The organism is Streptomyces sp. NRRL F-5122 (assembly GCF_001507435.1).
Lineage (GTDB): Bacteria > Actinomycetota > Actinomycetes > Streptomycetales > Streptomycetaceae > Streptomyces > Streptomyces lannensis.
Genome location: NZ_LMWH01000228.1, coordinates 339,377 through 365,199 on the forward strand (window position 1 = coordinate 339,377; position 25,823 = coordinate 365,199).

Consider the following 25,823-nt stretch of genomic DNA (forward strand, 5'->3'; position numbering starts at 1 on the left):
CCGGCTGCCGGAGGTTCACGTGCCCGTGAGGTGCTCGGGCCGTACCGGCGTCCGGTTCAGCTCCAGGCCCGTGGCGTCGCGAATGGCCGCCAGGACCGCCGGAGTCGAGGACAGGGTCGGAGCCTCGCCGATACCGCGCAGCCCGTACGGGGCGTTGATGTCGGCGAGTTCGAGCACGTCAACCGGGATGGTCGGCGTGTCGAGGATGGTGGGGATCAGATAGTCGGTGAAGGAGGGGTTCTTCACCTTCGCGGTCCTCGGGTCGACGACGATCTCCTCCATGACCGCGATGCCCAGGCCCTGGGTGGTACCGCCCTGGATCTGGCCGGCGACGGACAGCGGGTTGAGCGCCTTGCCGACGTCCTGGGCGCAGGCCAGTTCGACGACCTTGACCAGCCCCAGCTCGGTGTCGACCTCCACCACGGCGCGGTGCGCGGCGAAGGAGTACTGGACATGGCCGTTGCCCTGTCCGGTGCGCAGGTCGAAGGGCTCGGTGGGGCGGTGGCGCCACTCGCGCTCCAGCTCGACGGCCTCGTCGCCGAGAACGTCCACGAGGTCCGCGAGCACCTCGCCCGCGTCGGTGACCACCTTCCCTCTCTCCAGCAGCAGTTCGGCCGTGGCCCAGGCCGGATGGTACGAACCGAACTTGCGGCGGCCCTTGTCGAGAACCTCCTCGCGGACCAGTTCGCAGGCGTGCTTCACGGCACCACCGGTGAGATACGTCTGGCGGGAGGCGGACGTCGAACCGGCCGACCCGACCTGCGTGTCGGCCGGCTGGATGGTCACCCGGCCGACCCCCAGTTCGGTGCGGGCGATCTGCGCGTGCACGGTGACGCCGCCCTGGCCGACCTCCGCCATGGCGGTGTGCACGGTGGCGACGGGCTCGCCCGCGATCACCTCCATGCGCACCTTGGCGGTGGAGTAGTCGTCGAAGCCCTCGGAGAAACCGACGTTCTTGATGCCGACCGCGTAGCCGACACCGCGGACGACGCCTTCGCCGTGCGTGGTGTTCGACAGGCCACCGGGCAGCTGCCGTACGTCCGGGCCCTCGGAGCTCTCCCACTGGCGCTCCGGCGGCATCGGCATCGCCTTGACACGGCGCAGGAGTTCGGCGACCGGGGCCGGGGAGTCGACCGGCTGTCCGGTCGGCATGAGGGTGCCCTGCTCCATGGCGTTGAGCTGCCTGAACTCGACCGGGTCCATGCCGAGTTCCTTGGCCACCTTGTCCATCTGCGCCTCGTAGGCGAAGCACGCCTGGACCGCGCCGAAACCGCGCATGGCGCCGCAGGGCGGGTTGTTGGTGTAGAGGGCGACGGCCTCGATGTCGACGTCGTCCACGACGTACGGCCCGACGCCCAGCGAGGAGGCGTTGCCGACGACCGCCGGGGACGCGGAGGCGTAGGCGCCGCCGTCGAGCACGATCCGGCACTTGACGTGGGTCAGCTTCCCCTCACGGGTGGCCCCGTGCTCGTAGTACAGCTTCGCGGGATGGCGGTGGACATGGCCGAAGAACGACTCGAACCGGTTGTAGACGATCTTGACCGGCTTGCCGGTGCGCAGTGCGAGCAGACAGGCGTGGATCTGCATCGACAGGTCCTCGCGGCCCCCGAAGGCGCCGCCGACACCGGACAGCGTCATCCGCACCTTCTCCGGCGGCAGGCCGAGGACGGGTGCGATCTGGCGCAGGTCGGAATGGAGCCACTGGGTGGCGACGTACAGGTCCACGCCCCCGTCCTCCGCCGGGACCGCGAGTCCCGACTCGGGGCCCAGGAAGGCCTGGTCCTGCATGCCGAAGTGGTACTCGCCCCGGACGATCACGTCGGCCCGCCCGCGGGCCTCGGCCACGTCCCCGCGGACGATCGGCTGGCGGTGGACGATGTTGGGGTGCGGCACATGGCCGATGTGGTGGTCGGTGCGGTTCTCGTGGACGAGGGGCGCTTCCGGGGCCGTCGCGGACGCCTCGTCCGTGATGACCGGCAGCTCGCGGTACTCCACCCGGATCCTCGCGGCGGCGCGCCGCGCGGTCTCCGGATGGTCGGCGGCGACGATCGCGACCGGCTCGCCGTGGTGGCGGACCTTGCCGTGGGCCAGGACGGGCGTGTCCTGGATCTCCAGGCCGTAGTTCTTCACCTCGGTCGGCAGGTCGTCGTAGGTCATGACGGCGTACACGCCGGGTGTGGCGAGAGCCTCGCCCGTGTCGATCGAGACGATTTCGGCGTGCGCGACCGTGGAGCGCAGGATCTGCCCCCACAGCATGTCCTCGTGCCACATGTCGGAGGAGTAGGCGAACTCCCCGGTGACCTTGAGGATGCCGTCGGGACGCAGCGTGGACTCGCCGATGCCGCCCTTCGTCCGGGAGCCCTGCGTGATCTTTGTGGGAACGCCGTTGGGCATGCTCAGACCCCCTCGGACTGCCGGGCCGCCGCCAGGCGGACGGCGTCCATGATCTTCTCGTATCCGGTGCAGCGGCACAGATTGCCCGACAGCGCCTCACGGATGTCCGCGTCGCTCGGGTCGGGGTTGTGCTCCAGCATCTCGTCGGCCGCCACGAGCAGACCCGGGGTGCAGAAGCCGCACTGGACGGCACCGGCGTCGATGAACGCCTGCTGGATCGGGGAGAGTTCCACGCCCTCACCGGCCTGCGAGTCGGCGCCCTCGGCCTGCCACTGCTTCGCCTCGTCCAGCGAGGTACCGCCCGCGTCCGATCCGCAGGCCCGCTGCCCAGCGTGGTCCGCGAGCCCTTCGACGGTGACGACCTCGCGGCCCTCCACCTGCCCGGCGGCGACCAGACAGGAACACACCGGCAGTCCGTCCAGGCGCACCGTGCAGGAACCGCACTCGCCCTGCTCGCAGGCGTTCTTGGAGCCCGGAAGCCCGAGGCGTTCGCGCAGCACGTAGAGCAGCGACTCGCCCTCCCAGACGTCGTCCGCTTCCTGCGGGCGTCCGTTGACGGTGAAGTTGACCCGCATTACGCGGCTCCTCCCTTCCGGAAAGCGGCGCCTTCGGTGCCGCGGTAGGACTCCCAGGTCCATGTGAGGGTCCGGCGCGCCATGACACCCACCGCATGCCGGCGGTAACTCGCGGTGCCCCGGACGTCGTCGATCGGGTTGCAGGCGGCGGAGCACAGGTCCGCGAACTGCTTGGCGACCGACGGAGCGATGATCCGGCCGTTGTCCCAGAAGCCGCCTTCCTCGAGCGCCGCGTTCAGGAAGTCCTCCGCGGCCTTCGCCCGGACGGGCGTCGGTGCGGCGGAGCCGATGCCGGTGCGCACGGTGCGGGTCGTGGGGTGCAGGGCGAGCCCGAAGGCGCACACCGCGATGACCATCGCGTTGCGGGTGCCGACCTTCGAGTACTGCTGCGGACCGTCGGCCTTCTTGACGTGGACGGCGCGGATCAGTTCGTCGGGCGCCAGCGCATTGCGCTTCACACCGGTGTAGAACGCGTCGATCGGGATGCGGCGACAGCCGCGCACCGACTCGGCCTCGACCTCGGCGCCCGCCGCGAGAAGCGCGGGGTGGGCGTCACCGGCCGGGGACGCGGTGCCCAGGTTGCCGCCGACTCCGCCACGGTTGCGGATCTGTGGGGAGGCGACCGTGTGGGAGGCGAGGGCCAGGCCCGGCAGCTCTGCCCGCAGATGCTCCATGATCCTGGTGTACGGCACCGAGGCCCCGAGCCGCACGCTGTCCTCGCCGACCTCCCACTCGTACAGTTCGCCGATGCGGTTGAGGTCCATCAGGTACTCGGGCCTGCGGTGGTCGAAGTTGATCTCGACCATCACATCGGTGCCGCCCGCGATGGGCACGGCGGTGGGGTGCTCCGCCTTGGCGGCGAGCGCCTCCTCCCAGCTTGCGGGGCGAAGGAAGTCCATGACCGGCTCTCTTCTTCGTCTCGTGGGTCGTACGGATCGAGCCGGGATCGGTGCGGCGGGCCCGGCTCGTCTGCTGCTGTCAACCCGGAATGAGGCCAGTACACCGCTCGTGCCGCGCCGGGGTCAGTCACCGAAACCATGAAGGAGTTGGCTGGCCAGGGAACCCATCTTGTAGATTCATATGAACGGAGGCCATCAGTAACCTCTCCGGTTCCCCCCGGAAACACCGCGCACAGCCGGAGGGACCGCGAGCCCGGCTTCCGGGACCCCGGGGCCGGCGCCCCGGCCGATCGAACGTGGATTCCCGGACAAGAACGGCGGCGACGAGACATGCGGCTGCGCGCACTGCTGAACACCGACGCGCTGGGCCTGCGGCTGCTGGGTGGCGAGGACGAGCTGGAGCGCACCGTGCGTGGTGTGATGACCACGGATCTCAAGGACCCGAGCCGCTATCTCTCCGGTGGCGAGCTGGTCCTCACGGGTCTGGCGTGGCGGCACGATGCCGCCGACTCCGAGCCGTTCGTCCGCATCCTCGCAGGTGCGGGCGTCGCCGGCCTCGCCGCCGGCGAGGCCGAGCTGGGCGACATCCCGGAAGACCTGGTCGTGGCCTGCCGCCGGCACCGGCTGCCGCTGTTCGCCGTCCACGAGTCGGTGGCGTTCGCCACCATCACCGAGCACGTCGTGCGCCAGGTCTCCGGTGAGCGGGCCGGGGACCTGGCGGCCGTGGTGGACCGGCACCGGCGGATGATGACCTCGGGCCCTGCGGGCGGCGGCCCGGACGTCGTGCTTGACTTGCTCGGCTCCGACCTGGACCTGCGCGCCTGGGTGCTCTCCCCCACCGGCCGCCCGGTCGCCGGCCCGACCCCTGGGCTCGCGGCGGACGTGAGAGCCCGGCTGGCGGCCGAGCATCTGGCGGCGGTGCGCACCGGCCGCCGCGGACCGCACCGGGTGACGGTCGGCACGACGACGTACTCGCTCTTCCCGATCCGCAACTGGGGCCACCGCCCCGCGGTGGCCGAAACGGAACGGATCGGCCAGGCGGCACGGGACGTGCGCGAGACGGTGCTCTCCGACTGGCTGCTCGCCGTCGAGGCGGACGCCGCCGAATGGGCCGAGGAACGGCTCGACCTGCTGCAGGGCGTCACCCAGCTGATCGCGGTCGAACGGGACCGGCGGGACGCGGCGCGCACGGTGCGGCGGCGGCTCGCCCAGGAGGTCCTCGAGCTGGTGCAGACGGGGGCCGCGCCCGCCGAGATCGCGGCCAGGCTCCGGGTCGCCGCACCCGTGCTCCTGCCCGGCCTCGGAACGGCCCCGCACTGGCAGGTGGTCGTCGCCCGGGTCGAGTGGAACGAGGGGGACGTCGAGAGCGGCCCGGTCGCTCAGGCGCTGCTCGAGGAGATCCTGGTCGACCTCCCCGCCGGCATTTCGGGCCGGGAGCACCTCCAGGCGAACACTCCCGAGCAGGTCGACCGCATCGCGGTGGCCCACACGGGTGACGAGGCCATCGCGCTCGTCCCCCTGCCGGCGGTCTCCTCCGAGCACGAGGGCGCCGAGCCGGGCATCCTCGCCGACGCCCTCCTGGAGGCCGTACGGGACCCGCTGTCCGCCGGTCTCGACGGTGACGGCCGGCTCACGCTGGGCGTCAGCGCGACCGTGCATTCCGCCGAGGGGCTGCGCGGCGCCCTGGAGGAGGCGAGGCACGCCCGCCGGGTCGCCGCGGCCCGGACGGGCCGGGTCAGCGCCGCAGGGCACCAGGAGCTGGCCTCGCACGTGCTCCTGCTGCCGTTCGTCCCGGACGACGTGCGCCGTGCCTTCACCGCTCGCCTTCTGGACCCGCTGCGCGACTACGACCGCAGGCACCGCGCCGAGCTGATCCCCACCCTGGAGGCGTTCCTGGAGTGCGACGGCTCCTGGACCCGCTGCGCGACCCGGCTGCACCTGCACGTCAACACGCTGCGCTATCGGGTCGGGCGTATCGAGCAGTTGACGAGTCGTGACCTCTCGCGCCTCGAGGACAAGCTCGATTTCTTCCTGGCACTGCGCATGAGTTGAGGTCATCGCGGCGGTGCGGAAGGCGGTCCGGAGTGCCGCTCTGTCCCACGACTTTGTGAAATCCTTCACCCGCCCCCTTGGCCCGGCGCCGCGATTGGTGCTGGAATGCCGCCACCACTCAACAGCTCGATGGCGCGCTCGGGGAGGGCAACGTGGCGCACACCGCCATGTCTGGTACCGGAACGACCGCTGGTGACGATCCACTCCAGACCGCGGTATGGCGGCTGCGCTCACGCGCCTGCTGGGCCGACGCGGCAGCCCTTCTGCAGGCGCAGACGGCACAGGCCTCGCTCCAGCGGGCCTCGTTGCTCGTCGAACGGTGCCTGTACACGGAGCAGGGCTGGGAGGACGCCGAGGACGCGCTGCGCACGGCCGAGGCGCAGGCCCACAGCGACGAGGAACGGGGCGCCGCCGCGTGCGAGCGCGGCCAACTGGCCTACGCGGCCACGCTGCACGGCGTCCGGGACCGGGCGGACGAGGCACGTGCCGCTCTGGGCCGGGCCGCCGCGCTGATCCCGCCGGGCGCCCCGGGCCGGGCGCTGCTGGACTTCCGGCGCGGCCTCATCGCCGAGAACCTCGCCCGCTCCCCGCAGGCGGCACAGGCCGCCTACCGCCGCGCCCATGCGAGCGCCTCGGCGTACGGCGACCCGCTGCTGCTCTCCTTCACCTGGCGTCATCTGGCGGGACTCGCCCTGCGCGACGGCGAGGTGGCCGAGGCCCGGCACGGCTTCGCCGAATCGCTGCGGATCCGCGAGGAGCTGGGCTACCTGGTGGGCACGGCGCCGGCGCTGGCCTCGCTCGCGGACACCGAGAGCGAGCCGGAGGCCTCCCGGCTGCGGGCCGAGGCGGGCCGGCTGTTCCGGCTGCTGGGCGGCGTACCGACCTGGCTCGCCCGGCAGCTGGCGTCGGTGAAGCCGGGAACCGGACCGGACGTCGACTAGGACCCGATGCGAGCGGCGCCGTCCCCGCCCGTGGCCGGCGTCGCGGTCGCCGCTGCGGCGCACCGTCGCGCACGCCGTGCGGGTCAGGGCGTCCCTGTGAAGTGCCCCCGCACCAGGGTCTGCACCACCGTCAGGTCCTGCGCGATCAGCGCGTCCAGCAGCGTCGAGTGCTCGGCGGCGTCGGCGATCAGGTCGGCGCGGCCGCGCGCGGCGGATCCGCCGAGGAGCGGCCACTGCGCGCGGCGGTGCAGGTCCTCCGCGATCCGCAGCAGCTGTTCGTTGCCGGCGAGGGCGAGCACCGCGCGATGGAAGGCCCGGTCGGACTCGGCGTACGTCGCCCGGCACCCGGACGACGCGGCCCGCCCGCTCGCCTCGGCGAGCGGGCGCAGCTCCGCCCAGCGTTCCCCGGGGACCGTGCGGGCGAGCCGCAGCACGACCGGAACCTCGATCAGCGCCCGGATCTCGGCGAGCTCGGCGAGCTCACGGGCACCGCGCACGACGACGCGGAAACCGCGGTTGGGCACGACCTCGACGGCACCCTCGAGGGCGAGTTGCTGCATCGCCTCGCGCACGGGGGTGGCGGACACCCCGAAGCGCTCGCCGAGCACGGGCGCCGAGTAGACCTCTCCGGGTGTCAGCTCCCCCGTCACCAGCGCGGTGCGCAGGGCGTCGAGGATCTGCCGGCGCACCGAGGCCCGCTGCACGACATGCCGCCCGCTCCCGGCCGGCGCATCGCGGAGCGCTTCCTCACCCGCTCGGGACCCCTCGTCGCCGTGCGGGTGGTCGGCCACGCGCGGCCTCGGGATCGGCACCTCACTGTGAGTGTGCTCACCCCGGGCCCGGTCGGCGCTCTCGCACCGCTCACGCACCTCGTCCGCCGACCGGATCCGGGAAGGCATGGGAGTGGCCTGTGCACGGACGTCCGCGGTCCCCGTCTCGGCCGAGCCCTCCGCACGGCGGGAACGGGCCTGTTCCACGGCTCCTCCTCCGGTTCCGGTGGTGCTGGACGGGTGCGGAACTGTCCTCGGGACCGTTCACCGCTCGTAAAGCACCTTAGGCACCTTACGCTCCGGTTCAAGTCCCGACCGCCTCCGCTAAGGTGAGCCTTACCTATCAACGCGTCCGGAACGGCGGTGCCCGCATGCCTCTCTCCGCCTCGCCCGCGTCCGTCGTCACGGCGGCGTACACCCGGCTCACCGAGGTGCTCCCGATGCTGACCGTGACGGAACTCGGACGCGAGGAGCCCGCTCCGGAGGGCGACGGCTGGGCACCCGTCGCCGGGCTCGCGGCGGGCGGTGCCGTGCTGGACGCGTTCCTGGCCTGGGACGAGGACCAGGTAGTGCGCGACTACGGACAGCGGGCCCGCCCCGATGTCGTCGCGAGCTTCGGGCTGCACCGGTACGCATGGCCGGCCTGTCTGCTGATCACCCTCCCCTGGTTCCTCCAGCGGCGCGTGCCGCGCTTCCCCGTGGACCACGTCACGTTCCAGCGCACCCTGGGCCGCATGGCGGTGCGCACCGGCGCTTTCACCTGCCTTCCGGGCGATCCCGCCGCGGATCTGCCCCGTGCCCGGGTCGTGGCGGACGAGGAGGCGTTGCGGGCCGAGGTCCGGGATGCCGTGGCCGAGCACCTGGGCCCGGTGCTCGCCGGATTCGGGCCGCGCATGCGGCGGCGGGGGCGTGCACTGTGGGGCACGGCGACGGACGAGGTCGTCGACGGACTCCTGTACGTGGCCCAACTGCTCGGCGAGGAGCCGCGGGCGCGGCGCGAACTGGAGTTGCTCATGCCGGGCGGCACGATGCCCTACGCGGGCTCGGCCGGGTTCCGCGAACTGACGGGCCCGAACGGTGAGTCGCTGTCCACCAGGGACCGGGTGAGCTGCTGCATGTTCTACACGCTGCGCCCCGAGGACACCTGCGACACCTGCCCGCGCATCTGCGACGCCGAGCGGGTGGTCAAACTGACCGCGGACGCGGCGGGTTGACGTCCGCTCAGGGGAGGCGGCGACGGGGCGCGTAACCCGTGCCGTAAGATCCACACCGAATGGGACCCACCCGGATCACGGTTGTTTCACAACTTCCTCACGCGTCGCGGGAACTTTCCGTGGATCCATCCGTCCGGGTAGTCTTATTCGAACTCAACTCCCGCCCCTCAAGCGGCAGTTCGAGCAGAACGCCGCCCCGGGCATCCCCCTTGCACCTCCTTGGCGGCCTCTTGCCCCGAAACCCCCTGAGGGCCGACGGGATTGGGCCACTATGGCGGGCGATACGCCCTATCCCAATGCAAGGGACCCCTGATGAGACTGACCGACATATCGCTGAACTGGCTGCTTCCGGGCGCCGTACTGCTCCTGGGCGTGCTGGCGGCGGTTGCGGTGCTCGCGCGCGGCAAGCGGTCCAAGGAGAGCACGAGTTCGGACGACTCGTGGGAGCGCAGCGAGGAGCGCCGCAGGCGCAAGGAGACCATGTACGCCACGGCCTCCTACGTCCTTCTCTTCTGCTGTGCGGCGGTCGCCGCGGCGCTTTCCTTCCACGGCCTGGTCGGCTTCGGCCAGCAGAACCTCGGCCTGACCGACGGCTGGGAGTATCTGGTCCCCTTCGGCCTGGACGGCGCCGCCATGTTCTGTTCGGTGCTCGCGGTGCGCGAGGCCAGCCACGGCGACGCGGCGCTCGGTTCCCGAATCCTGGTGTGGACGTTCGCCGGTGCCTCCGCCTGGTTCAACTGGGTGCACGCACCCCGGGGCATCGACCACGCGGGTGCCCCGCAGTTCTTCGCCGGCATGTCGCTGTCGGCGGCGGTGCTCTTCGACCGCGCACTGAAGCAGACCCGCCGCGCCGCCCTGCGCGAGCAGGGACTCGTGCCGCGCCCGCTGCCGCAGATCCGTATCGTCCGCTGGATGCGGGCGCCTATCGAGACGTACAAGGCCTGGTCGCTGATGCTCCTGGAGGGTGTGCGCAGCCTGGACGAGGCCGTCGAGGAGGTCCGCGAGGACCGGCGCCAGAAGGAGCACAACAAGGCGCGGCGACGCGAACAGCAGCGGGTCGAGCGCGCACAGCTCAAGGCGCTCAGCCGCGGCCACCGCGCGCTGACGGGCGGCAACGGCGGACGCCAGGTCGAGATGCCGACCGTCGAGCGGGCGACCGCACCGGCCACTTCGGAGCCTGCCATATCCGGTGAACTGCCCTCCCGCACCCGCCCCTCGCTCGAGCCCGTCCGAAGCTCCTCCGCCGACCCGATCACGGTCGACCTCACCGCCGAGGACGACACCATGGCCCTGCCCCGGCTCGACTCCCTTGAGCGCAAGCTCAAGGACCTCGAGCAGCAGTTCGGCTGAGTCCGGGCGTATCACCCACTGGATGGGGGGCGCGGCACGCTGCCGGGCCCCCCATCAGTGCGTCAGGACGCCTCGCCGTCCAGTTCGAACCACACCGCCTTGCCCACCCCGTGCGCCCGCACTCCCCACGCGTCCGAGAGGGACTGCACGAGGATCAGACCCCGGCCGTGTGTGCCGTCGCCGTCGTCCGGCCGTCGCGGCCTCGGTCTGCGCCCCACGAAGTCCCTTACCTCCACACGGAGTCGGCCCGGAGAAACGGTCGCCGTCAGGACCGCGTCGCGGTCGGTGTGAATGAGCGCGTTGGTCACCAGCTCGCTGGTCAGCAGTTCGGCCGTCTCGGATCGTCCCGGCCTCCCCCAGCGCACCAGCATCTCCCGCAACGCCCTGCGCGCCTCGGGCACCGCCCGAAGGTCGGCCCGTCCCAGACAACGTCTGAGCTGTGGACTCACTGATCGGTCCGTCGTCGTGTCGGTCGCTTCCTCAGCCTGCTTCACCGACGACGACCCGATCACCACGGGACCGCCGTCTCGCGTTCGCCTGTCCATGACCCCCGCCGGTACGTGGATGTCGAATCCCCCGCTCGAACACGTCCACGGGGATCCATGCCCCACCGGCGGGTCGGCAGTCATGTCGAATCGTCAACTACCGTACGCACTGGGTCATATGAGCCCGGCGCGAGTGCGCCCCGAGCGCCCTTGAGCCGGCTCCCACCCACCGTAGGAACCTGGTCCCGTCGCACGACACGCCCGGCTCCTCAGGCACACACGGCTGTGCGCCCGGTCGCCGCCGGTCGCTGTCAGGGCCACGGAACCGCTGCCGCTGAAGCCCTTCAGCCGACTCCGGGCTGCCGATACGGCCGTACGCCGTCAGCGGTCGCCCCCGGTCGGGTCGACATGTAGACAGGGCACGCGGACCGGGGTGACAGGGCGTCAGCGCCCAACTTACTCCAAACGTGTTGTTCTTAATATTGTCCGCATGTCCGACATGACGGATAAGGAGATCATTAGTACGTTCAATCTCGTCGGCGTGAAGCCGGCGTCTCAGAGACAGGAGAAGTGACATGGCAACGCGTTCCACCGCTGTAACGGCCGCAGCCGCGGCCGCCGCGGCCCTGGTGGCCACGGGTATCACGTACGCCTCCGCGGCTTCCGAGCCGCAGGCGGCCCCGATGGCCCAGCGTGCCGCCGCAGCGCCGGCCGCTGCCCCGGCCGCAGTGCCGGACGGCAGCAATGGCGGCAACGGCAACAACAACAACAACAACGGCAACAACAACAACGACAACTCCTACGGCAACGGCGGCGGGGGCGGCGGCGGCGGCGGCAAGAGCTACCGCAAGGTCACCCGGTGCGAGGAGGACGAGGGCTTCGGCAACTTCGACGACGACGACTTCGGCGACGGTGGTGGCGGCGGCCGCCGCTGCGGCCGTGGCGACGACGATGGTCGCCGGTTCGGCCGGATCTCCGTCAACGAGCGCGAGTTCGCCGGAGTGCCCGACGGCTGCATCACCGTGGTCAGTGGCCTCGGCGCCAAGACCATCAACGTCCGCAACGAGAGCAGGAACGTCGTCGAGGTCTTCAACGGCGCTACCTGCGACAACGGTGCTCCTCTCGCCACCGTCGGCCCCCACAGCTCCTCGAACGGGCTGTTCCCCCGCCACTTCAAGGGCGGTGTGAAGGTCAAGCACGGCGTGGTGGCCAGCTTCCGCGTGATCAAGCGCCACGTCGAGCGCTTCGTGGAGGAGAAGGAAGAGCACAGCGGTGGCGGCGGTGGCGGCGGCAACAGCTACGGGAAGGGAGACGAAGGAAACGACAACGGAAACTACGGAGGTAACAACGGGGGCAGGTGATCCTGAGGATCAAAGGTCCCTCTGAAGGTAGAGAACGAGAACCCCGGCCCGCCGGAATCGGGCCGGGGTTCCCGGTCTTTTGCGCGGGGCTCTCTCCCCCCGCTAGGGCCTGGGCACGTTGCGCAGGTTGGAGCGTGCCATCTGGACCATACGGCCGACTCCCCCGTCCAGCACGACCTTCGAGGCGGAGAGCGCGAAGCCCGTCACCATCTCCCGGCTGATCCTGGGTGGGATCGACAGTGCGTTCGGGTCGGTGACGATGTCGACCAGGGCGGGTCCCTTGTGCCGGAAGGCGTCCTTGAGCGCGCCCGGAAGCTGCTTGGGTTTTTCGACCCGTATGCCGTACGCCCCGCACGCACGGGCCACGGCCGCGAAATCGGGATTCTGGTTGGCGGTGCCGTAGGAGGGCAGTCCCGCCACCATCATCTCCAGCTCCACCATGCCCAGGGAGGAGTTGTTGAACAGGACGACCTTCACCGGAAGGTCGAGCTGCACCAGGGTGAGGAAGTCCCCCATCAGCATGGAGAACCCGCCGTCGCCCGAGATCGACACGACCTGGCGGTTCCGGTCGGTGAACTGCGCGCCGATCGCCATCGGCAGCGCGTTCGCCATCGAACCGTGGGAGAAGGAGCCGATGATCCGCCGGCGACCGTTGGGGGATATGTATCGGGCCGCCCAGACGTTGCACATCCCCGTGTCGACGGTGAAGACCGCCTCGGGATGGGCCAGCTCGTCGAGCACCGACGCCACGTACTCGGGGTGGATCGGGACGTGCTTGTCCACCTTGCGGGTGTACGCCTTGACCACGCCCTCGAGCGCGTCCGCGTGCTTCTTCAGCATCTTGTCTAGGAAGCGCCGGTTCTGCTTGGGCCGCAGCCGCGGAGTCAGACACCGCAGGGTCTCCTTGACATCGCCCCACACCGCGAGGTCGAGCTTGGAGCGACGGCCCAGGTTCTCCGGGCGCACGTCGACCTGGGCGATCGTCACATCGTCCGGAAGAAAGGCGTTGTAGGGGAAGTCGGTGCCCAGGAGGATCAGCAGATCGCACTCGTGGGTGGCCTCGTACGCGGCGCCGTAGCCCAGAAGGCCGCTCATGCCTACATCAAACGGGTTGTCGTACTGGATCCATTCCTTGCCCCGCAGGGCGTGGCCCACCGGGGACTTGATCTTCCCGGCGAGCTCCATGACCTCGGCGTGGGCGCCCGCGGTGCCGCTGCCGCAGAAGAGGGTGACCCGCTCCGCCTCGTCGATCATCGCCACGAGCTTGTCGATCTCGGCGTCACTCGGGCGGACCGTGGGCCGGGCGGTGACGAGGGCGGTCTGGACGGGCTTGTCGGGCGCGGGCTGGTCGGCGATGTCGCCGGGAAGTGCGACGACGCTCACACCGCTGCGGCCGATCGCGTTCTGGATGGCCGTCTGGAGCAGCCGTGGCATCTGCTTCGGGTTGGATATCAGTTCGCAGTAGTGCGAGCACTCCTGGAACAACCGGTCCGGATGGGTCTCCTGGAAGTAGCCGAGACCTATCTCGCTGGACGGTATGTGCGAGGCGAGCGCGAGCACGGGGGCCATGGAGCGATGGGCGTCGTAGAGGCCGTTGACGAGGTGGAGGTTGCCGGGACCGCAGGAACCTGCGCAGGCCGCCAGCCTCCCGGTTATCTGGGCCTCGGCGCCCGCCGCGAAGGCCGCGGTCTCTTCGTGCCGCACATGCACCCAGTCGAGGGCTGCATTGCGGCGGACGGCGTCCACGATCGGATTGAGGCTGTCTCCGACCACTCCGTACAGACGTTTGACGCCTGCCCGGGCGAGTATGTCCACGAACTGGTCCGCGACGTTCTGCTTGGCCATGGAACCCACGCACCCTTTCGGTTGCCTAGGGTCCATCAATCCACAGGGACGCCCATCACGCCTCCCAAACGGCCGCAGCCGTACGGTCGTCGGCATAGCCCTTGACCCTGATCAGCGTGTCGGCGAGGAAGGCGGCGAGACCCGGCGGTTCCCCGGCCGCCCAGCGCTCGGTGAGGAGCTCGGCGAGCCGGGGCTCGCCGCGCAGCGGATCGGCGAGACCACCCGTGCACAGCAGCAGAATGTCACCCGGCCGGGCGATCGACGCGCGGAAGCGGAAGGGATCGCGGGGCGGTTCCGGAGCCGGTTCGTACGGGCTCGGCGGCGTCGTGATCCCCAGATCCATGGTGAGCCGGTCACCCTCGGGGGTCTCGGACGGCAGTGAGCCGAACCCGACCACCGCCTCGCCCACCGCCTCGGCGGCACGCGGCTCGATGTCCTGCCACTCACCGTCCCGCAGCCGGAACAGACCGCCCGCGCCGACGCCGAAGAAGACCCGCGTACGGCAGTCGAAGTCGGCCGGCAGCAGCAGACAGCGCAGGGTGGCGGTGTAGTCGTCGGGGTCGACGCCCTGCTCGGCTGCGCCGGCCCGGAGTTTGCCGAGGCTGCGGTCGGTGAGCCGCTGCAGCCCCGACTTGAGGTCGCCGCGGCGTGCGGCCCGGATGTCCTCGCCCAGGCGGAGGTAACTGCGCCCGACGGCGCGGCCGATCCAGTGGCACACCTCGGTGGCGGCCCGGTGCGCCCCAGGAGTGGCCCGCGCGCCGGTCGCCATGGCGACGAGGACGAGCGCCTGGTCGCCGGTGCCGAAACGCGCGGTCAGCAGGGCGTCCCGGCGCGGTTCGCCGCGGAAGCGCGCGGAGTCCCCGCGCGCCGAAACGGCGCGCAGGGCGCAGGTCCCGTACCGCGCCCCGTCCAGCACCGTGTCGGCGACCAGGTCGTCGAGGTCGTCCGGGTCGGCGAGCGGAAGCGCGGTGGGCTCGGCGTCGTAGGTGGGCGGCCCGGAGCCGACGTAGTCGACCGCGGGCGAGGTGCGGGTCCGGGCGGCCGGGGACGCGACATCAACCGTCCCCGGCGGGGGCGGGGGCGCGCCGTCGGACGCAGCGGCCTCGAACGGGGGGACCAAGGGCGGTGGCGCCTCGGTCGGCCGGGCGGGCACGTCGGTGGGCCGACGGGAGCCCGGGACCGCCGCGGGCTCCGCCGGGGCGGCGGCGTCCGGCGGCGGGGCCGGAAATCGCGGTGGCCGGGGCCCGGACGGGAAGGTCACGGGGCCCGTCGGCCGGGTGGATGGAGGATCCCACGGCGCCGGACCGCGGGCCGGAGCCCCGGTACCGCGCTCGCCCCGCCGCATCGGAGTGGAGCCGGCCGGCCAGGTGGCGTCCGCTCCCGGCGCGAAGTCGCCGGGCTCCGGTCCCGCCGGGCGCTGCTCCGGCACCACCGGCGCGGTCGCGGGAGGGAGCTGCGCCCCGGTTCCGTGCCCGTCGTTGCCCTCCCCCACCGTTCCCGCGGCGGAGGCGAAGCGGTCGTCGAGACTGTCGCCCGCGACGGCCGGTCCCGTGTCCCCGGTGGAGTCGTCGTACAACTGCCCCCACCAGTCGTCCTCATGACCGGTGGGCCTCTCCCCCTGCTGGCTCATACCTCCGATTGTCCACCGCACGGGGCCCGGGAAAACGAGGCATCCGGAAATTCCGGCCACACGACCGCGCCCGGTCCACACGGAGGACGACGCCTCGAACGACGGTGCGAGCCGGCCATGGGGGGCGGCCCACCGGACGATCCCACCCCCCACAGGGGGATCGTCCGGTGGCACCGCGGTGACAGGGCCCGGCACGCCTCCGGCACCCCGTCACGACCTTGGGGCCGCCGCCCGCGTCGGCGCAGGCCGAACAACCCGCGGTCGGTATCGCGGGCGGCAGTCGCGACTGCGGTGGCGTCACCTTGGCAGAGAGACCGGGGGTACGGCGATGATGTCCTGAGGCGGGTTTGTGCCGTGGCTGTTTTCCGCCACCGCACACAGCGCGGGACTGCTCTTCGGGAGGACGACGGTTGATGCTGGCTGCGATAGGTCTGGACGAGACGCACGAGTCGGCGTACCGGGCACTGGTGTCCGTAGGCGCCGCCGAGGTGCCCGATCTCGCACGGCGGCTGTCGCTCGGCGAGCACGACACCGAGCACGCCCTGCGCCGGCTGGAACGGCACGGACTCGCGGCCCAGTCGACGGCCCGGCCCGGCCGATGGGTCGCGGCGCCACCGGGGGTCGCGCTCGGCGCGCTGCTGACCCAGCAGCGGCACGAGTTGGACAAGGCGGAGCTGGCGGCCGCGCTGCTCGCCGAGGAGTACCGCGCGGCGGCGGCCGAGCCCGCCGTGCACGACCTCGTCGAGGTGGTGAGCGGCGCGGCCGGGGTCGGACAGCGGTTCCTCCAACTCCAGCTCGGTGCGGCCGAGGAGGTCTGCGCGCTGGTCACCGGAAATCCGGTCGCCGTGTCGGGAATGGAGAACGACGCGGAGGAGCAGGCCGCGGGCCGCGGTGTGCGCTACCGGGTGGTGGTGGAGCGAGCGGTGCTCGACCGGCCCGACGGCATCACCGAGCTGACGGCCGCCCTCGGCCGCGACGAACAGGTGCGTGTCGTCGACACGGTGCCGACCAAGCTGGTGGTCGCCGACCGGTCGCTGGCGATGGTGCCGCTGACCTCGCGGGGCACCGAACCGGCGGCCCTGGTGGTGCATGCGAGCGGGCTGCTGGAGCTCCTGTCGGGCCTGTTCGAGTCGGTGTGGCGGGAGGCGCTTCCGCTGCGGCTCGGACTGTCCGGCGTCATCGAGCAGGGGCCCGACGGCCCCGACAGCACCGACCTCGAGGTCCTGTCCCTGCTCCTCGCGGGGCTGACGGACGCCAGCGTCGCCAAGCAGCTCGACCTGGGCCTGAGGACGGTGCAGCGCCGGGTGAAACGGCTGATGGAGCTGACGGGTGTGACGACCCGGCTCCAGCTGGGCTGGCACGCGTACGAGCGCGGCTGGGTGGCACGGCACTGACCCGGCATTAACCGGACAGGCGACACATCGGATCTATCTCGCCCTATTGACGATCTGAAACCCCATCCATACGTTGCCTCGCGGGATAGCTCCGATGAATACCGAGCCGCCTGGAGGCACCGTGTCCAGTCCGACCAGACGAACCGTCATCGCCACCGGATCCGCCCTCGGCGGTGCGCTGCTCACGGGAGGCCTGCCCGCGCAGGCTTCGGCGGCCGATCGCACCGGCAGCGCCTCCGACCCCTGGCGAGCCGTCCTCGATGACGCCGACCTCGTCTGGCAGCGGATGCCGGCCACTTGGTACGAGGGACCGTACCTGGGCAACGGCTTCCTCGGATCGGGCATCTACGCCGAGCCCGGCCGCGAGCAGGCCGCCGTCCGCTTCAACGTCCAGCACTCCGAGGTGCAGGACCACCGCCCCGAGTACGGATCGTTGTTCGGGCTCGCGCGGCTGCCGATCGGCTACTTCACCCTGGAGCCGGTGGGCACGATCACCGCCGTGGACTGGCGGCTGGGGCTCCACGACGCCGAACTCACCGGCGCCCTCGCCACGGACCGCGGCAGGCTCGCGATACGGGCCCTGGTGCACACCTCCCGCTCGCTGCTCGCCGTGGAGGTCGCACCGTCCGAGGGCGAGCGCGATTTCCGCTGGGTCTTCCACCCGGCCGACGCGATCAGCCCGCGCGCCGACTTCAAACCGCTGCCGGACGGCTACCGCGGCAACCCTCCCGCCGAGGTCGGCGACCACGACGGCGTGTCCGCCTCAGTGCAGCCGCTGCTCTCGGGCGGCCAGCACGTGACGGCCTGGCGGGAGACCGACCGGGGTGGGCGACGCACCCTGTACGTCCACGTCGCGCACTCGTACCCGAAGTCCACGGCACTGCGGCGAGCGCTCTCCACCATCCGCGGCGGGTCCTTGCTGCCGTACGACGCCCTGGCGGCGACCCACCGCGCCTGGTGGCACGCCTACTACCGCAGGAGCTTTCTCTCCCTGCCCGACGCACGCATCCAGCGCTTCTACTGGATCCAGCTCTACAAGGTCGCCTCCGCGGCCCGGCGCGACGCACCCGTGATGGCGACGAGCGGTCCCTGGCTCGAGTCCACGCCGTGGCCCAACACCTGGTGGAACCTCAACGTCCAGCTGGAGTACTGGCTGATCCACGGATCCAACCACCTCGAACTGGACGCTGTGACACGGGCGCTCGGCGAGTTCCGCGACAATCTGTCCAACGAGATGGCGCCCGCGTACCGGGCCGACTCGCTCGGTATCCCGCGCACCACGGACCCGCACCTCATAAACGGTGCGGCGGGCACCCTCACCGGCTACGGCGTCGGCATCCCCGGCCAGGATCCGCCGACCCCCGAGGTCGGCAACCTCACCTGGGCGCTGCACAACGTCTGGCTCAGCTACCGCCACACCATGGACGAGTCGATCCTCCGCGACGTCCTCTATCCGCTGCTCCGCAAGGCCGTCACCTACTACCTGCACTTCCTGGAGCTGGGTCCGGACGGCAAGCTGCACCTGCCGGCCACCTTCTCGCCGGAGTACGGCGGTGACACGCGCGACTGCAACTACGACCTCATGCTGCTCACCTGGGGCTGCCGGACCCTGCTGGAGTCGGCGGACCTGCTCGGGGTGAAAGACGAACTGGCCCCGCGCTGGCGTGAGGTGCTGGCCAAGCGGGTGCCCTACCCCACCGACGAGAACGGCTTCATGATCGGCGCGGACATCCCGTTCGCCAAGTCCCACCGCCACTACTCGCATCTGCTCTCGGTCTATCCGCTGTACGAGCTTACGGGTCGCACCGCTGACGAGCGCGCCCTCATCGAGAAGTCGCTGGCGCACTGGGTCGGCTTCGAGGGCGCCCTCCAGGGATACACGTTCACGGGCGCCGCCTCGATGTCCGCGCTGCTCGGCAAGGGCGAGGACGCGCTGAAGTACCTGGGCGAGCTGATGACCCGATTCATCCAGCCCAACACCATGTACAAGGAGTCCGGGCCGGTCATCGAGACCCCTCTCTCGGCGTCCCAGTCCCTGCACGACATGGTCTGCCAGTCCTGGGGCGGGGTCGTCCGTGTGTTCCCCGCGCTGCCCGCCGCGTGGGCGGACCTGACGGTGCACGACTTCCGCACTCAGGGAGCCTTCCTGCTCTCCGCCGTCCGCCGCGGCGGGGTGACAAGCTGGGTGCGGCTCGTCAGCGAGGCGGGCGCACCGTGCGTCGTACGGCACTCCGTCCCGGGTGCGATCGAGGTGCGGGACGGCCGCGGGCGGAGGCTGCACTACGAGACCGTGGACGAGGGCACCGTTCGCATAGCGCTGCGCAGGGGCGAGTCGGCATTGATCACGGCGAAGGGCGACCGCCCCGACTTCACGATCGCGCCGGTCGCGCCGAACGGGCAGGCCCCCCGCTGGGGTCTGCCCGCCTGACAGGGCATCAGCGCAGCAGGGACGTCAGGTCGATCGCGGCGGCGAGCGCCCGCATGCCCGCGTCGTTGAAGTGAAGGTGGTCGCCGGGGTCGTAGGCCGGTCTGATCCGTTCGGGGCGGGCCGGGTCGCGGACGGCGGCGTCGAAGTCCGCGACCTCGTCGAAGAGGCCGTTCCGGATGAGGGCGTTGATCTCGAGCCGCAGTTCCTCACGGGCCGGCGACCAGCTCGGGTGGCCTCCGAACGGGGTGAGAGTGGCGCCGATGACACGGATGCCGTGGGCGTGCGCACGGTCCACGATCCGGCGGTACGCGCTCGCATAGGCACCCGGATCGGTCTGGGACGGCTTGCCCTTGATGTCGTTGACGCCCTCCAGGACGACCAGCGTGCGGACCGCGGCACGGCTGACGACATCCGCGTCCAGGCGTGCGAGGGCGCTCGGTCCTGCACCGTCGAGAAGGAGGCGGTTGCCGGCGATGCCCGCGTTCAGGACGCCGGGCCTGCGGCTCGCGGGCAGGGTGCGCAGGCGCTCCGACAGCAGGTCGGGCCAGCGGTGGTTGGCGCCGTACGAGGATCCGGTGCCGTCGGTGAGGGAGTCCCCGAAGGCCACCAGACTTGCGGCACCCGCCGGGCGCAGGACGTCGACCCCGGTCACGTAGTACCAACTGGAGACGGTGGAGGTGTACGCGGCGCCGCCGGTGTCGGCGGCCCGGTTGCCCTCCTTGGCCACGTAGTTGGTCTGCAGGGCGGTGTGGTGGAAGGTCGCCGGTCCCGAGTCGGCGGGCGTGTGCACGGTGACGAGGAGGTCGCAGTCCGCCGGGACAGCGAGGGGCACGAGGTCGGTGACGCGGTCCTGGCCCGCGGGCACGGTCACCGAGGTGGCGCCGTCGAAGGTGGCGGCGCGCAGGGATCCCGGTACGGCATCCGCCCCCGTGGGCCCGTCGGGCAGCCGCAACGCGACGGTGACGGCGTCGAGTCGGAGCGGGGCGCTGCCGAGGCGGTTGGACAGCCGGACGCGAGTGGCGACGCCGCCGACGCTGATGTGCACGACGTTGCGGATCGACGCGCCGGGCAGGGATGACGTGGTGCCCGACGGGGCCGCCTCCCAAGTACCGGCCCACTGCGGGGCAGTCTCGGCCCGGTCGGCCGTACCCGGAAGGGTGGCCGCGGTCGAGACAAGCGTGAGGGCCAGAACGGCCAGGCAGCGACTCAGGGTTACCGTCGCACGGGCCAGGTTGATCATATGGACGCGCCCTCTCCTCACCGGCGGTCCCGGGGACACGGAACCGGGAAGCCTTCGATGACTTCCCAGGACACGCCGAGGAGCTAACGCATCGTCACACCTTCGGGCCCATGGCAGTCGGCTCCCGCACGGTGACCGCTCCGCGGTGTTCCGCCGCGGCGGTCGCACTCCCCGGGGCCGACGGCACCACCGAGAAGTGGCGGAGCCGGCGGAGGAATTCCGGAGCGGGGCCGGTCGTGGACGGCCGCGGCTGAACCGCAGCCGGGGTCCGGAGGAACTGCTCTATGGCCGACGGCCCACGCCCTCCAGGGCCAGCAGGCGCGTCTTGCGGTCGAGGCCGCCGGCATAGCCGGTGAGGGAGCCGTCCGCGCCGATCACACGGTGGCAGGGGCGGACGATGAGCAGGGGGTTGGCGCCGATCGCCCCGCCGATGGCGCGGACGGCGGCACGCGACGCGCCGATCCGGGTGGCGATCGCCCCGTACGTCGTGGTCGTTCCGTACGGGACGGAGTCGAGCGCCGCCCACACCCGCTCACGGAACGCGGTTCCGTCCGTACGCAACTCCAGTCTGAACTCGTCGAGTTCGCCCGCGAAGTAGGCGGCGAGCTGCTGCTCGGCCGCGCGGAAGAGCCCGGGCTCGTACCGCCATTCCGGCCCGAGGGTGCGGCCGCCCTTCTGGCCGGGCACGGAGAGGGAGGTCAGGGCGCCGGTCGCGTCGGCGGTGAGCAGGAGCTCGCCGACCGGGCTGTCGAGCGTGGTGTAGTGGACGGCGTCGCGCGAGTTCATGATCGGTGATCTTCCTGTTCGCCCGGAACCGGCTCGCCCGCCGTCCGGAGGTGCTGAAGGGCGTACGAGCGCCATGGGCGCCAGACGTCGGGGACGTCCTGTCCGGGCGGCGCCACGTCGGGGTCGCCCAGGGCGCGGGTGCGGATGACGGCGGCGACGCGCGGCTCCATGCCCGGCAGCGCGAGCAGTGCGTCGTACGCGTCGTCGCGGTCGGCCCCGGCGTCGAGGCGGAGCGTGCCGTCGGCAAGGGCGGTGGCCAGGGCCCCGGGCGTCCCGTGGGGCTCGGCCTCGACGAGCACGGCCGGTTCGGGAAAAACATGGGTGAGCGTGCCGTACGGGGAGTCGAGGACCTTCCCGTAGCGGTGGACCAGTTCCTCGGCACGGCCCCGCCCGACAAGAGCACGCACGGCGAACTCCTCCGGATCGGCCGCACCCGGCGAGCGCAGGCCCGGACGCGCGGCAACCAGTGGGGCGAGCCGGGGATCGGCGGCAAGACGCTCGTCGACGGCGTACGGGTCCGCATCGAGGTCGAACAGCCGTCGCAGCCGCTGGACGGCGCTCGGGAGGTCGCGGGGGTCGGTGAGATGGAGCCGGGCATCCAGCCAGCCGCCCCGATGACCGTGCGTGGACGGCCTCGACGCGGCGCGGCCGGGGCGTTCGTCGACGGCCACGACGGCCGTGCCGTACGGCAGCCGGAGCGTGCGGCGGTAGGTACGGCGTCCGCGCGCGCCCTCCACCTCCTCGACACCCCGGATCGCCTCGCGGGCGAACTGGTCGAAGACGGCGGTGGACTGGTAGGGGCCGCGGTGGGCGAGTCGCAGCGGGATCCCCGCCGAGGGCGCGGCCACGCGGCGGACCGCCGGTACGCCGCGTGGCGCGGCCGCACGCAGTTCGCTCGGGGTCGCGGCGTACACCGCCCTGATCGTGTCGTTGAACTGGCGTACGCTCGCGAATCCGGCCGCGAAGGCGATCTCCGTGACCGGGAGCGTGGTGGTCTGCAGAAGGACGCGGGCGGTGTGGGCGCGCTGGGCCCGGGCGAGCGCGACGGGTCCGGCGCCGACCTCGGCGGTCAGCTGGCGCTGCACCTGGCGGGCGCTGTAGCCGAGCCGCACGGCGAGTCCGTCCACGCCCTCGCGGTCGACGACGCCGTCCTTGATCATGCGCATGGCGCGACCCACGACGTCCGCCCGCACGTTCCACTCCGCGGAGCCGGGCGCGGCGTCCGGACGGCAGCGCCGGCAGGCCCGGAACCCGGCACTCTGCGCGGCGGCGGCCGTCGGATAGAAGCGCACATTCCGGCGCCTGGGCGTCACGGCGGGGCAACTGGGCCGACAGTAGATACCGGTGGTCTCGACGGCGAAGAAGAACTCGCCGTCGAACCGCGCGTCCCGGCTGCGCACCGCCTCGTACCTGGTGTCCTCGTCGATCACGCCTTCCAGTCTCCACCACCGGGCGGGGTGGGACCGGCGGAAATCGGACATGACGGTGCCGCCCCCGCACCGGCGAGGGCGGCATCCGTGGTCCTACCGCAACCGCCCCCGCTTCGCCTCCATCGCCGCCTTGCCCTGGGCCCCCTTGCGCTTCCACTCCCGGCGCAGCTCCGCCCGCACCCGGGCGTCCGTCTTGGCGACGATCCACTGGTTCTCGCGCAGCAACTTGCGGTAGCTCTCCAGCCGCCGCTGCGGCAGTTCGCCGTCCTCCACCGCCGCCCGCACCGCGCACCCCGGTTCCGCGTCGTGCGCGCAGTCCTGGAAGCGGCACTTCGCGGCCAGGTCCTCGATCTCGGAGAACACCTGACCCACGCCGGTCTCGGCGTCCCACAGCCCCACCCCGCGCAGTCCCGGAGTGTCGATGAGGACTCCGCCGCCCGGCAGGGCGAGCAGATTTCGGGTGGTCGTGGTGTGCCGGCCCTTGCCGTCCATGTCCCGCGTGGCCTGCACCTCCATGATCTCCTCTCCCAGCAACGCGTTGGCCAGCGTGGACTTGCCCGCACCGGACTGGCCGAGCAGCACGGAGGTGCCACCGGAGAGGGTCTCGGCGAGGACGTCCAGCCCTTCGCCCCGCTGTGAACTGACGGCGAGCACCTGCACCCCGGGGGCCGTGGTCTCCACGTCCTGGACGAGATGCGACAGCGTCGTCACGTCCGGCACCAGATCGGCCTTGGTCAGCACCACGACGGGCTGGGCACCGGACTCCCAGGCCAGCGCGAGGAAACGCTCGACCCGGCCGAGGTCCAGTTCGAGGGCGAGCGAGACGGCGACGACGGCGTGGTCGACGTTGGCCGCGAGGATCTGTCCCTCGGACCGCTTGGAGGAGGTGGAGCGCACGAAGGCGGTGCGACGCGGCAGATACGCCCGCACATAGCGGGGGCTGCCCGCGGGTTCGACGGCGACCCAGTCGCCGGTGCACACGACCCGCAGGGGGTCGTGCGGGGTGACGAAGGCGGTGTCGGCACGCAGCACGCCGCCGGCGGTGACCACGTCGCACTGACCGCGGTCGACCCGGACGACCCGGCCGGCGACCAGACCTTCGGCGCCGTACGGCGCGAACGCCTCCGCCCACCCGTCGTCCCAGCCGTAGGCGGAGAGAGCGGAGAACGCGGAAGACGGGGAGAAAGCAGAGCTGGAAGTCAAGGGAGACCCTTCACAAGGGTGGTCCCGGCGGGCGCGCGGACACGCGCTTCGATCGGAGTGTCAGCCGGTGACCACGGAGGTGGACTTGATGATCGTCTGAACGCGGGCAGCGCTCGTCGCAAGGACAGTCATCGGTCAACACCTCCCGTTCTCCACTCGTCCGTCGGCGGCCGCCGACGGACGCCGCTCGAAAACACGCTCACCTTAGAGGGTGCCGCTCCCGGGTGCCAGCGAATTTCCGCCCGGACGGTCACCGTGTCGCGACCGCCTCGTCGGCGGGTGTGCCTGCGGGGCCGGCAGGGCGCCGACCCCTTGCGCCGGGGTCAGCCCGCCGTCGAGCAGCGAAGCCCGTTCACCGTGAAGCGGCTCGGCACCGCGTTGCTGTCGTGCCACGACGACAGGAAGCCGAACGCGAACGTGCCGTTCGCGGCGACCTCCTTGTTGTATGCGGCGGCCTTCGCCGTGACCCGCGAGCCGACCTGTGCGAACGTCCCGTCCCACATCTGGGTGATGCGCTGGCCGTTCTCGAACGTCCAGCCGACGCTCCAGCCGTCCAGCGCCCCCGCCGTGGTGACCGTGACAGTGGCCTGGAAGCCGTTCGACCACTCGCTGTCCACGTGGTAGCGGACGCGGCAGGGCGCCGGGGTGGCCTTGTCCGGTTCGGGCGCGCCGGGCGGGTCGGCGACCGGGCTCGTGGACTTCCCCTGCGGTTCCGCGTCGGAGTCCGGACTCTTCGTGACGGCGGCCGAGCGGGACGGACGCGTGGTCGGTGAGGCGCCGACCGTGGTCTCGCCGGTGACCGGGCCGAGGGACGGCACCGCCGGCCTCGGGTCGGCGGCCCGCCGGTTGTCGCCCACGTCGCCGCCCGCGGTCGTCCGGCCGCCCGAGTCCCCCAGCTGCATGAGCGAGACCGTCAGTGCCAGGCCGGACACGATCACCGCGGCCGCCAGGATCCCGGCGCGGCCGATCCGGGGCCGTGCCTCGGTGCCGACCGCGACGCCCCGGTCCGTGCCCGCGTCCGTGCGTCCCCCGCTGAGCCCGGCCTCCGCCGCCCGGCGCCGCCGTTCCAGATAGGCGAGCCCGCCCCAGCCGATCACACCACTCGCCAGCGCCGCGGCCGTCTCCCCGCCGTGCAGCCGCAGACACGCCGCGGCCTCCGCGCACTCCACGCAGGTGGCGAGGTGCCGCGAGAGGTCCTCGGGCGTCTCGGCGCCCGACGAGCGGGTGACCGCGTCGAGGAGCCGCGCATAGCTGCGGCACTCGGCGTCCATGGGTGTGTCGAGGTGGTTGCGCCGGCAGCGGTCCCTGAACAGCCCCCGGACTTCGGTGAGTTCGACGGAGGCGGCCACCGGGTCCAGACCGAGCCTTCGTGCCGCGTCGGGCAGCGGCAGCGCCTCGACCTCCACCAGCCACAGCAGCGCGGCGTCCGCCTCGTGCATGTCCTTGAGCGCCCGCAGCGCCAACGGCCGCTGGAGGGGCGGCCCGGTGTACCGCGCGGCCTGCCCGGAGTGGAGCCACAGCCGCAGTTCGGGGTCGAGCCGATGCCCGGTTCCCTGTGCCTCCCACGCCTCGGCGGTGGTACGCACGGCGGTGAGCAGCAGCGGAATCCCGGGCAGCCGGGCAGTGCGGCGCCCACCCCTCGCCGGGGGCTCATCGGCGCGGGCCTCCCGCACGCCGCGGGAGAACGCCTCCGTGGCCAGTTGTCTGCCCGCGGCCGAGCCGGACGTGCACAGGTCCGCGTACGACAGCACCGCGTCCCAGCTTTCCGAGAACAGCGCGGCCTCGGTGGCGTCCTGAGGGGTCGGCAGGTCGGGCATGGCGTGCTC

At 71.9% G+C, this 25,823-nt stretch carries 19 protein-coding genes; 7 read left to right on the forward strand and 12 right to left on the reverse strand.

Features of this window, described 5'->3' with window-relative positions; all coding sequences use genetic code 11:
* Window positions 1–15: 15 nt before the first annotated feature.
* Genes ADL25_RS22480 through ADL25_RS22490 form a run of 3 tightly spaced genes read right to left on the reverse strand, consistent with a single transcriptional unit; the run spans window position 16 to window position 3,868 of the window.
* Window positions 16–2,394 carry a xanthine dehydrogenase family protein molybdopterin-binding subunit gene (locus ADL25_RS22480; protein ID WP_059129553.1) on the reverse strand — a complete coding sequence of 793 codons (2,379 nt, stop codon included), beginning with the start codon at window positions 2,392–2,394 and terminating at the stop codon, window positions 16–18.
* 2 nt (window positions 2,395–2,396) lie between these two features.
* On the reverse strand, window positions 2,397–2,969 hold the full coding sequence (locus ADL25_RS22485; protein ID WP_059129554.1) for a (2Fe-2S)-binding protein: 573 nt from the start codon (window positions 2,967–2,969) through the stop codon (window positions 2,397–2,399).
* Window positions 2,969–3,868 carry an FAD binding domain-containing protein gene (locus ADL25_RS22490; RefSeq protein WP_059129555.1) on the reverse strand — a complete coding sequence of 300 codons (900 nt, stop codon included), beginning with the start codon at window positions 3,866–3,868 and terminating at the stop codon, window positions 2,969–2,971. The genes ADL25_RS22485 and ADL25_RS22490 overlap by 1 nt, the downstream gene beginning before the upstream one ends.
* A 330-nt stretch (window positions 3,869–4,198) precedes the next feature.
* Here ADL25_RS22490 and ADL25_RS22495 point away from each other — a divergent pair, with 330 nt between their 5' ends.
* Together ADL25_RS22495 and ADL25_RS22500 are read left to right on the forward strand one after the other, a co-directional pair.
* On the forward strand, window positions 4,199–5,920 hold the full coding sequence (locus ADL25_RS22495; protein WP_059129556.1) for a PucR family transcriptional regulator: 1,722 nt from the start codon (window positions 4,199–4,201) through the stop codon (window positions 5,918–5,920).
* 152 nt (window positions 5,921–6,072) lie between these two features.
* The gene (locus ADL25_RS22500; RefSeq protein WP_059129557.1) at window positions 6,073–6,861 is read left to right on the forward strand and encodes a hypothetical protein; all 789 of its coding nucleotides are present in this window, start codon (window positions 6,073–6,075) and stop codon (window positions 6,859–6,861) included.
* Between the two features lie 83 nt (window positions 6,862–6,944).
* Here the strand turns inward: ADL25_RS22500 and ADL25_RS22505 are convergent, their stop codons facing one another.
* A complete protein-coding gene (locus ADL25_RS22505) occupies window positions 6,945–7,760 on the reverse strand; it encodes a GntR family transcriptional regulator (protein ID WP_079050526.1) in 816 nt (271 codons plus the stop codon).
* A 242-nt stretch (window positions 7,761–8,002) separates the two neighbouring features.
* Between ADL25_RS22505 and ADL25_RS22510 the strand changes: the two genes are divergently transcribed.
* Together ADL25_RS22510 and ADL25_RS22515 are read left to right on the forward strand one after the other, a co-directional pair.
* On the forward strand, window positions 8,003–8,845 hold the full coding sequence (locus ADL25_RS22510) for a (2Fe-2S)-binding protein (protein ID WP_059129559.1): 843 nt from the start codon (window positions 8,003–8,005) through the stop codon (window positions 8,843–8,845).
* Between the two features lie 312 nt (window positions 8,846–9,157).
* Window positions 9,158–10,195, forward strand: a complete 1,038-nt coding sequence (locus ADL25_RS22515) for a DUF2637 domain-containing protein (RefSeq protein WP_059129560.1) — start codon at window positions 9,158–9,160, stop codon at window positions 10,193–10,195.
* A 62-nt stretch (window positions 10,196–10,257) separates the two neighbouring features.
* Here the strand turns inward: ADL25_RS22515 and ADL25_RS22520 are convergent, their stop codons facing one another.
* Entirely contained in the window at window positions 10,258–10,740 is a 483-nt protein-coding gene (locus ADL25_RS22520; protein ID WP_079050519.1) for an ATP-binding protein, read from the reverse strand.
* Window positions 10,741–11,255: 515 nt separating this feature from the next.
* Here ADL25_RS22520 and ADL25_RS22525 point away from each other — a divergent pair.
* Window positions 11,256–12,041, forward strand: coding sequence for a hypothetical protein (locus ADL25_RS22525; RefSeq protein ID WP_063805699.1), 786 nt, complete (start codon window positions 11,256–11,258; stop codon window positions 12,039–12,041).
* A gap of 102 nt (window positions 12,042–12,143) precedes the next feature.
* On the opposite strand, the gene ADL25_RS22530 is transcribed toward ADL25_RS22525, so the two are convergent.
* Window positions 12,144–13,886, reverse strand: a complete 1,743-nt coding sequence (locus ADL25_RS22530) for a pyruvate dehydrogenase (protein WP_059129561.1) — start codon at window positions 13,884–13,886, stop codon at window positions 12,144–12,146.
* 55 nt (window positions 13,887–13,941) lie between these two features.
* Window positions 13,942–15,516 carry a PP2C family serine/threonine-protein phosphatase gene (locus tag ADL25_RS22535; RefSeq protein WP_059129562.1) on the reverse strand — a complete coding sequence of 525 codons (1,575 nt, stop codon included), beginning with the start codon at window positions 15,514–15,516 and terminating at the stop codon, window positions 13,942–13,944.
* A 413-nt stretch (window positions 15,517–15,929) separates the two neighbouring features.
* Between ADL25_RS22535 and ADL25_RS22540 the strand changes: the two genes are divergently transcribed.
* Complete coding sequence (locus ADL25_RS22540) at window positions 15,930–16,910, forward strand: helix-turn-helix transcriptional regulator (protein WP_059129563.1); 981 nt, start codon at window positions 15,930–15,932, stop codon at window positions 16,908–16,910.
* 121 nt (window positions 16,911–17,031) lie between these two features.
* Window positions 17,032–19,338, forward strand: a complete 2,307-nt coding sequence (locus ADL25_RS22545; protein ID WP_234380996.1) for a glycosyl hydrolase family 95 catalytic domain-containing protein — start codon at window positions 17,032–17,034, stop codon at window positions 19,336–19,338.
* A gap of 7 nt (window positions 19,339–19,345) precedes the next feature.
* On the opposite strand, the gene ADL25_RS22550 is transcribed toward ADL25_RS22545, so the two are convergent.
* From ADL25_RS22550 to ADL25_RS22570, 5 genes are all read right to left on the reverse strand, one after another.
* A complete protein-coding gene (locus ADL25_RS22550; RefSeq protein WP_059129565.1) occupies window positions 19,346–20,578 on the reverse strand; it encodes an SGNH/GDSL hydrolase family protein in 1,233 nt (410 codons plus the stop codon).
* Window positions 20,579–20,860: 282 nt separating this feature from the next.
* Entirely contained in the window at window positions 20,861–21,364 is a 504-nt protein-coding gene (locus tag ADL25_RS22555; RefSeq protein ID WP_059129566.1) for a methylated-DNA--[protein]-cysteine S-methyltransferase, read from the reverse strand.
* Entirely contained in the window at window positions 21,361–22,845 is a 1,485-nt protein-coding gene (locus ADL25_RS22560; protein WP_107116670.1) for a DNA-3-methyladenine glycosylase 2 family protein, read from the reverse strand. Before ADL25_RS22560 ends, ADL25_RS22555 begins: the two co-directional genes overlap by 4 nt.
* A 42-nt stretch (window positions 22,846–22,887) precedes the next feature.
* Window positions 22,888–23,997: a ribosome small subunit-dependent GTPase A gene (rsgA, locus tag ADL25_RS22565; RefSeq protein ID WP_059129568.1), complete on the reverse strand. Its 1,110-nt coding sequence runs from the start codon at window positions 23,995–23,997 to the stop codon at window positions 22,888–22,890.
* 323 nt (window positions 23,998–24,320) lie between these two features.
* Entirely contained in the window at window positions 24,321–25,814 is a 1,494-nt protein-coding gene (locus ADL25_RS22570; RefSeq protein WP_059129569.1) for a cellulose-binding domain-containing protein, read from the reverse strand.
* Between the last annotated feature and the right edge of the window lie 9 nt (window positions 25,815–25,823).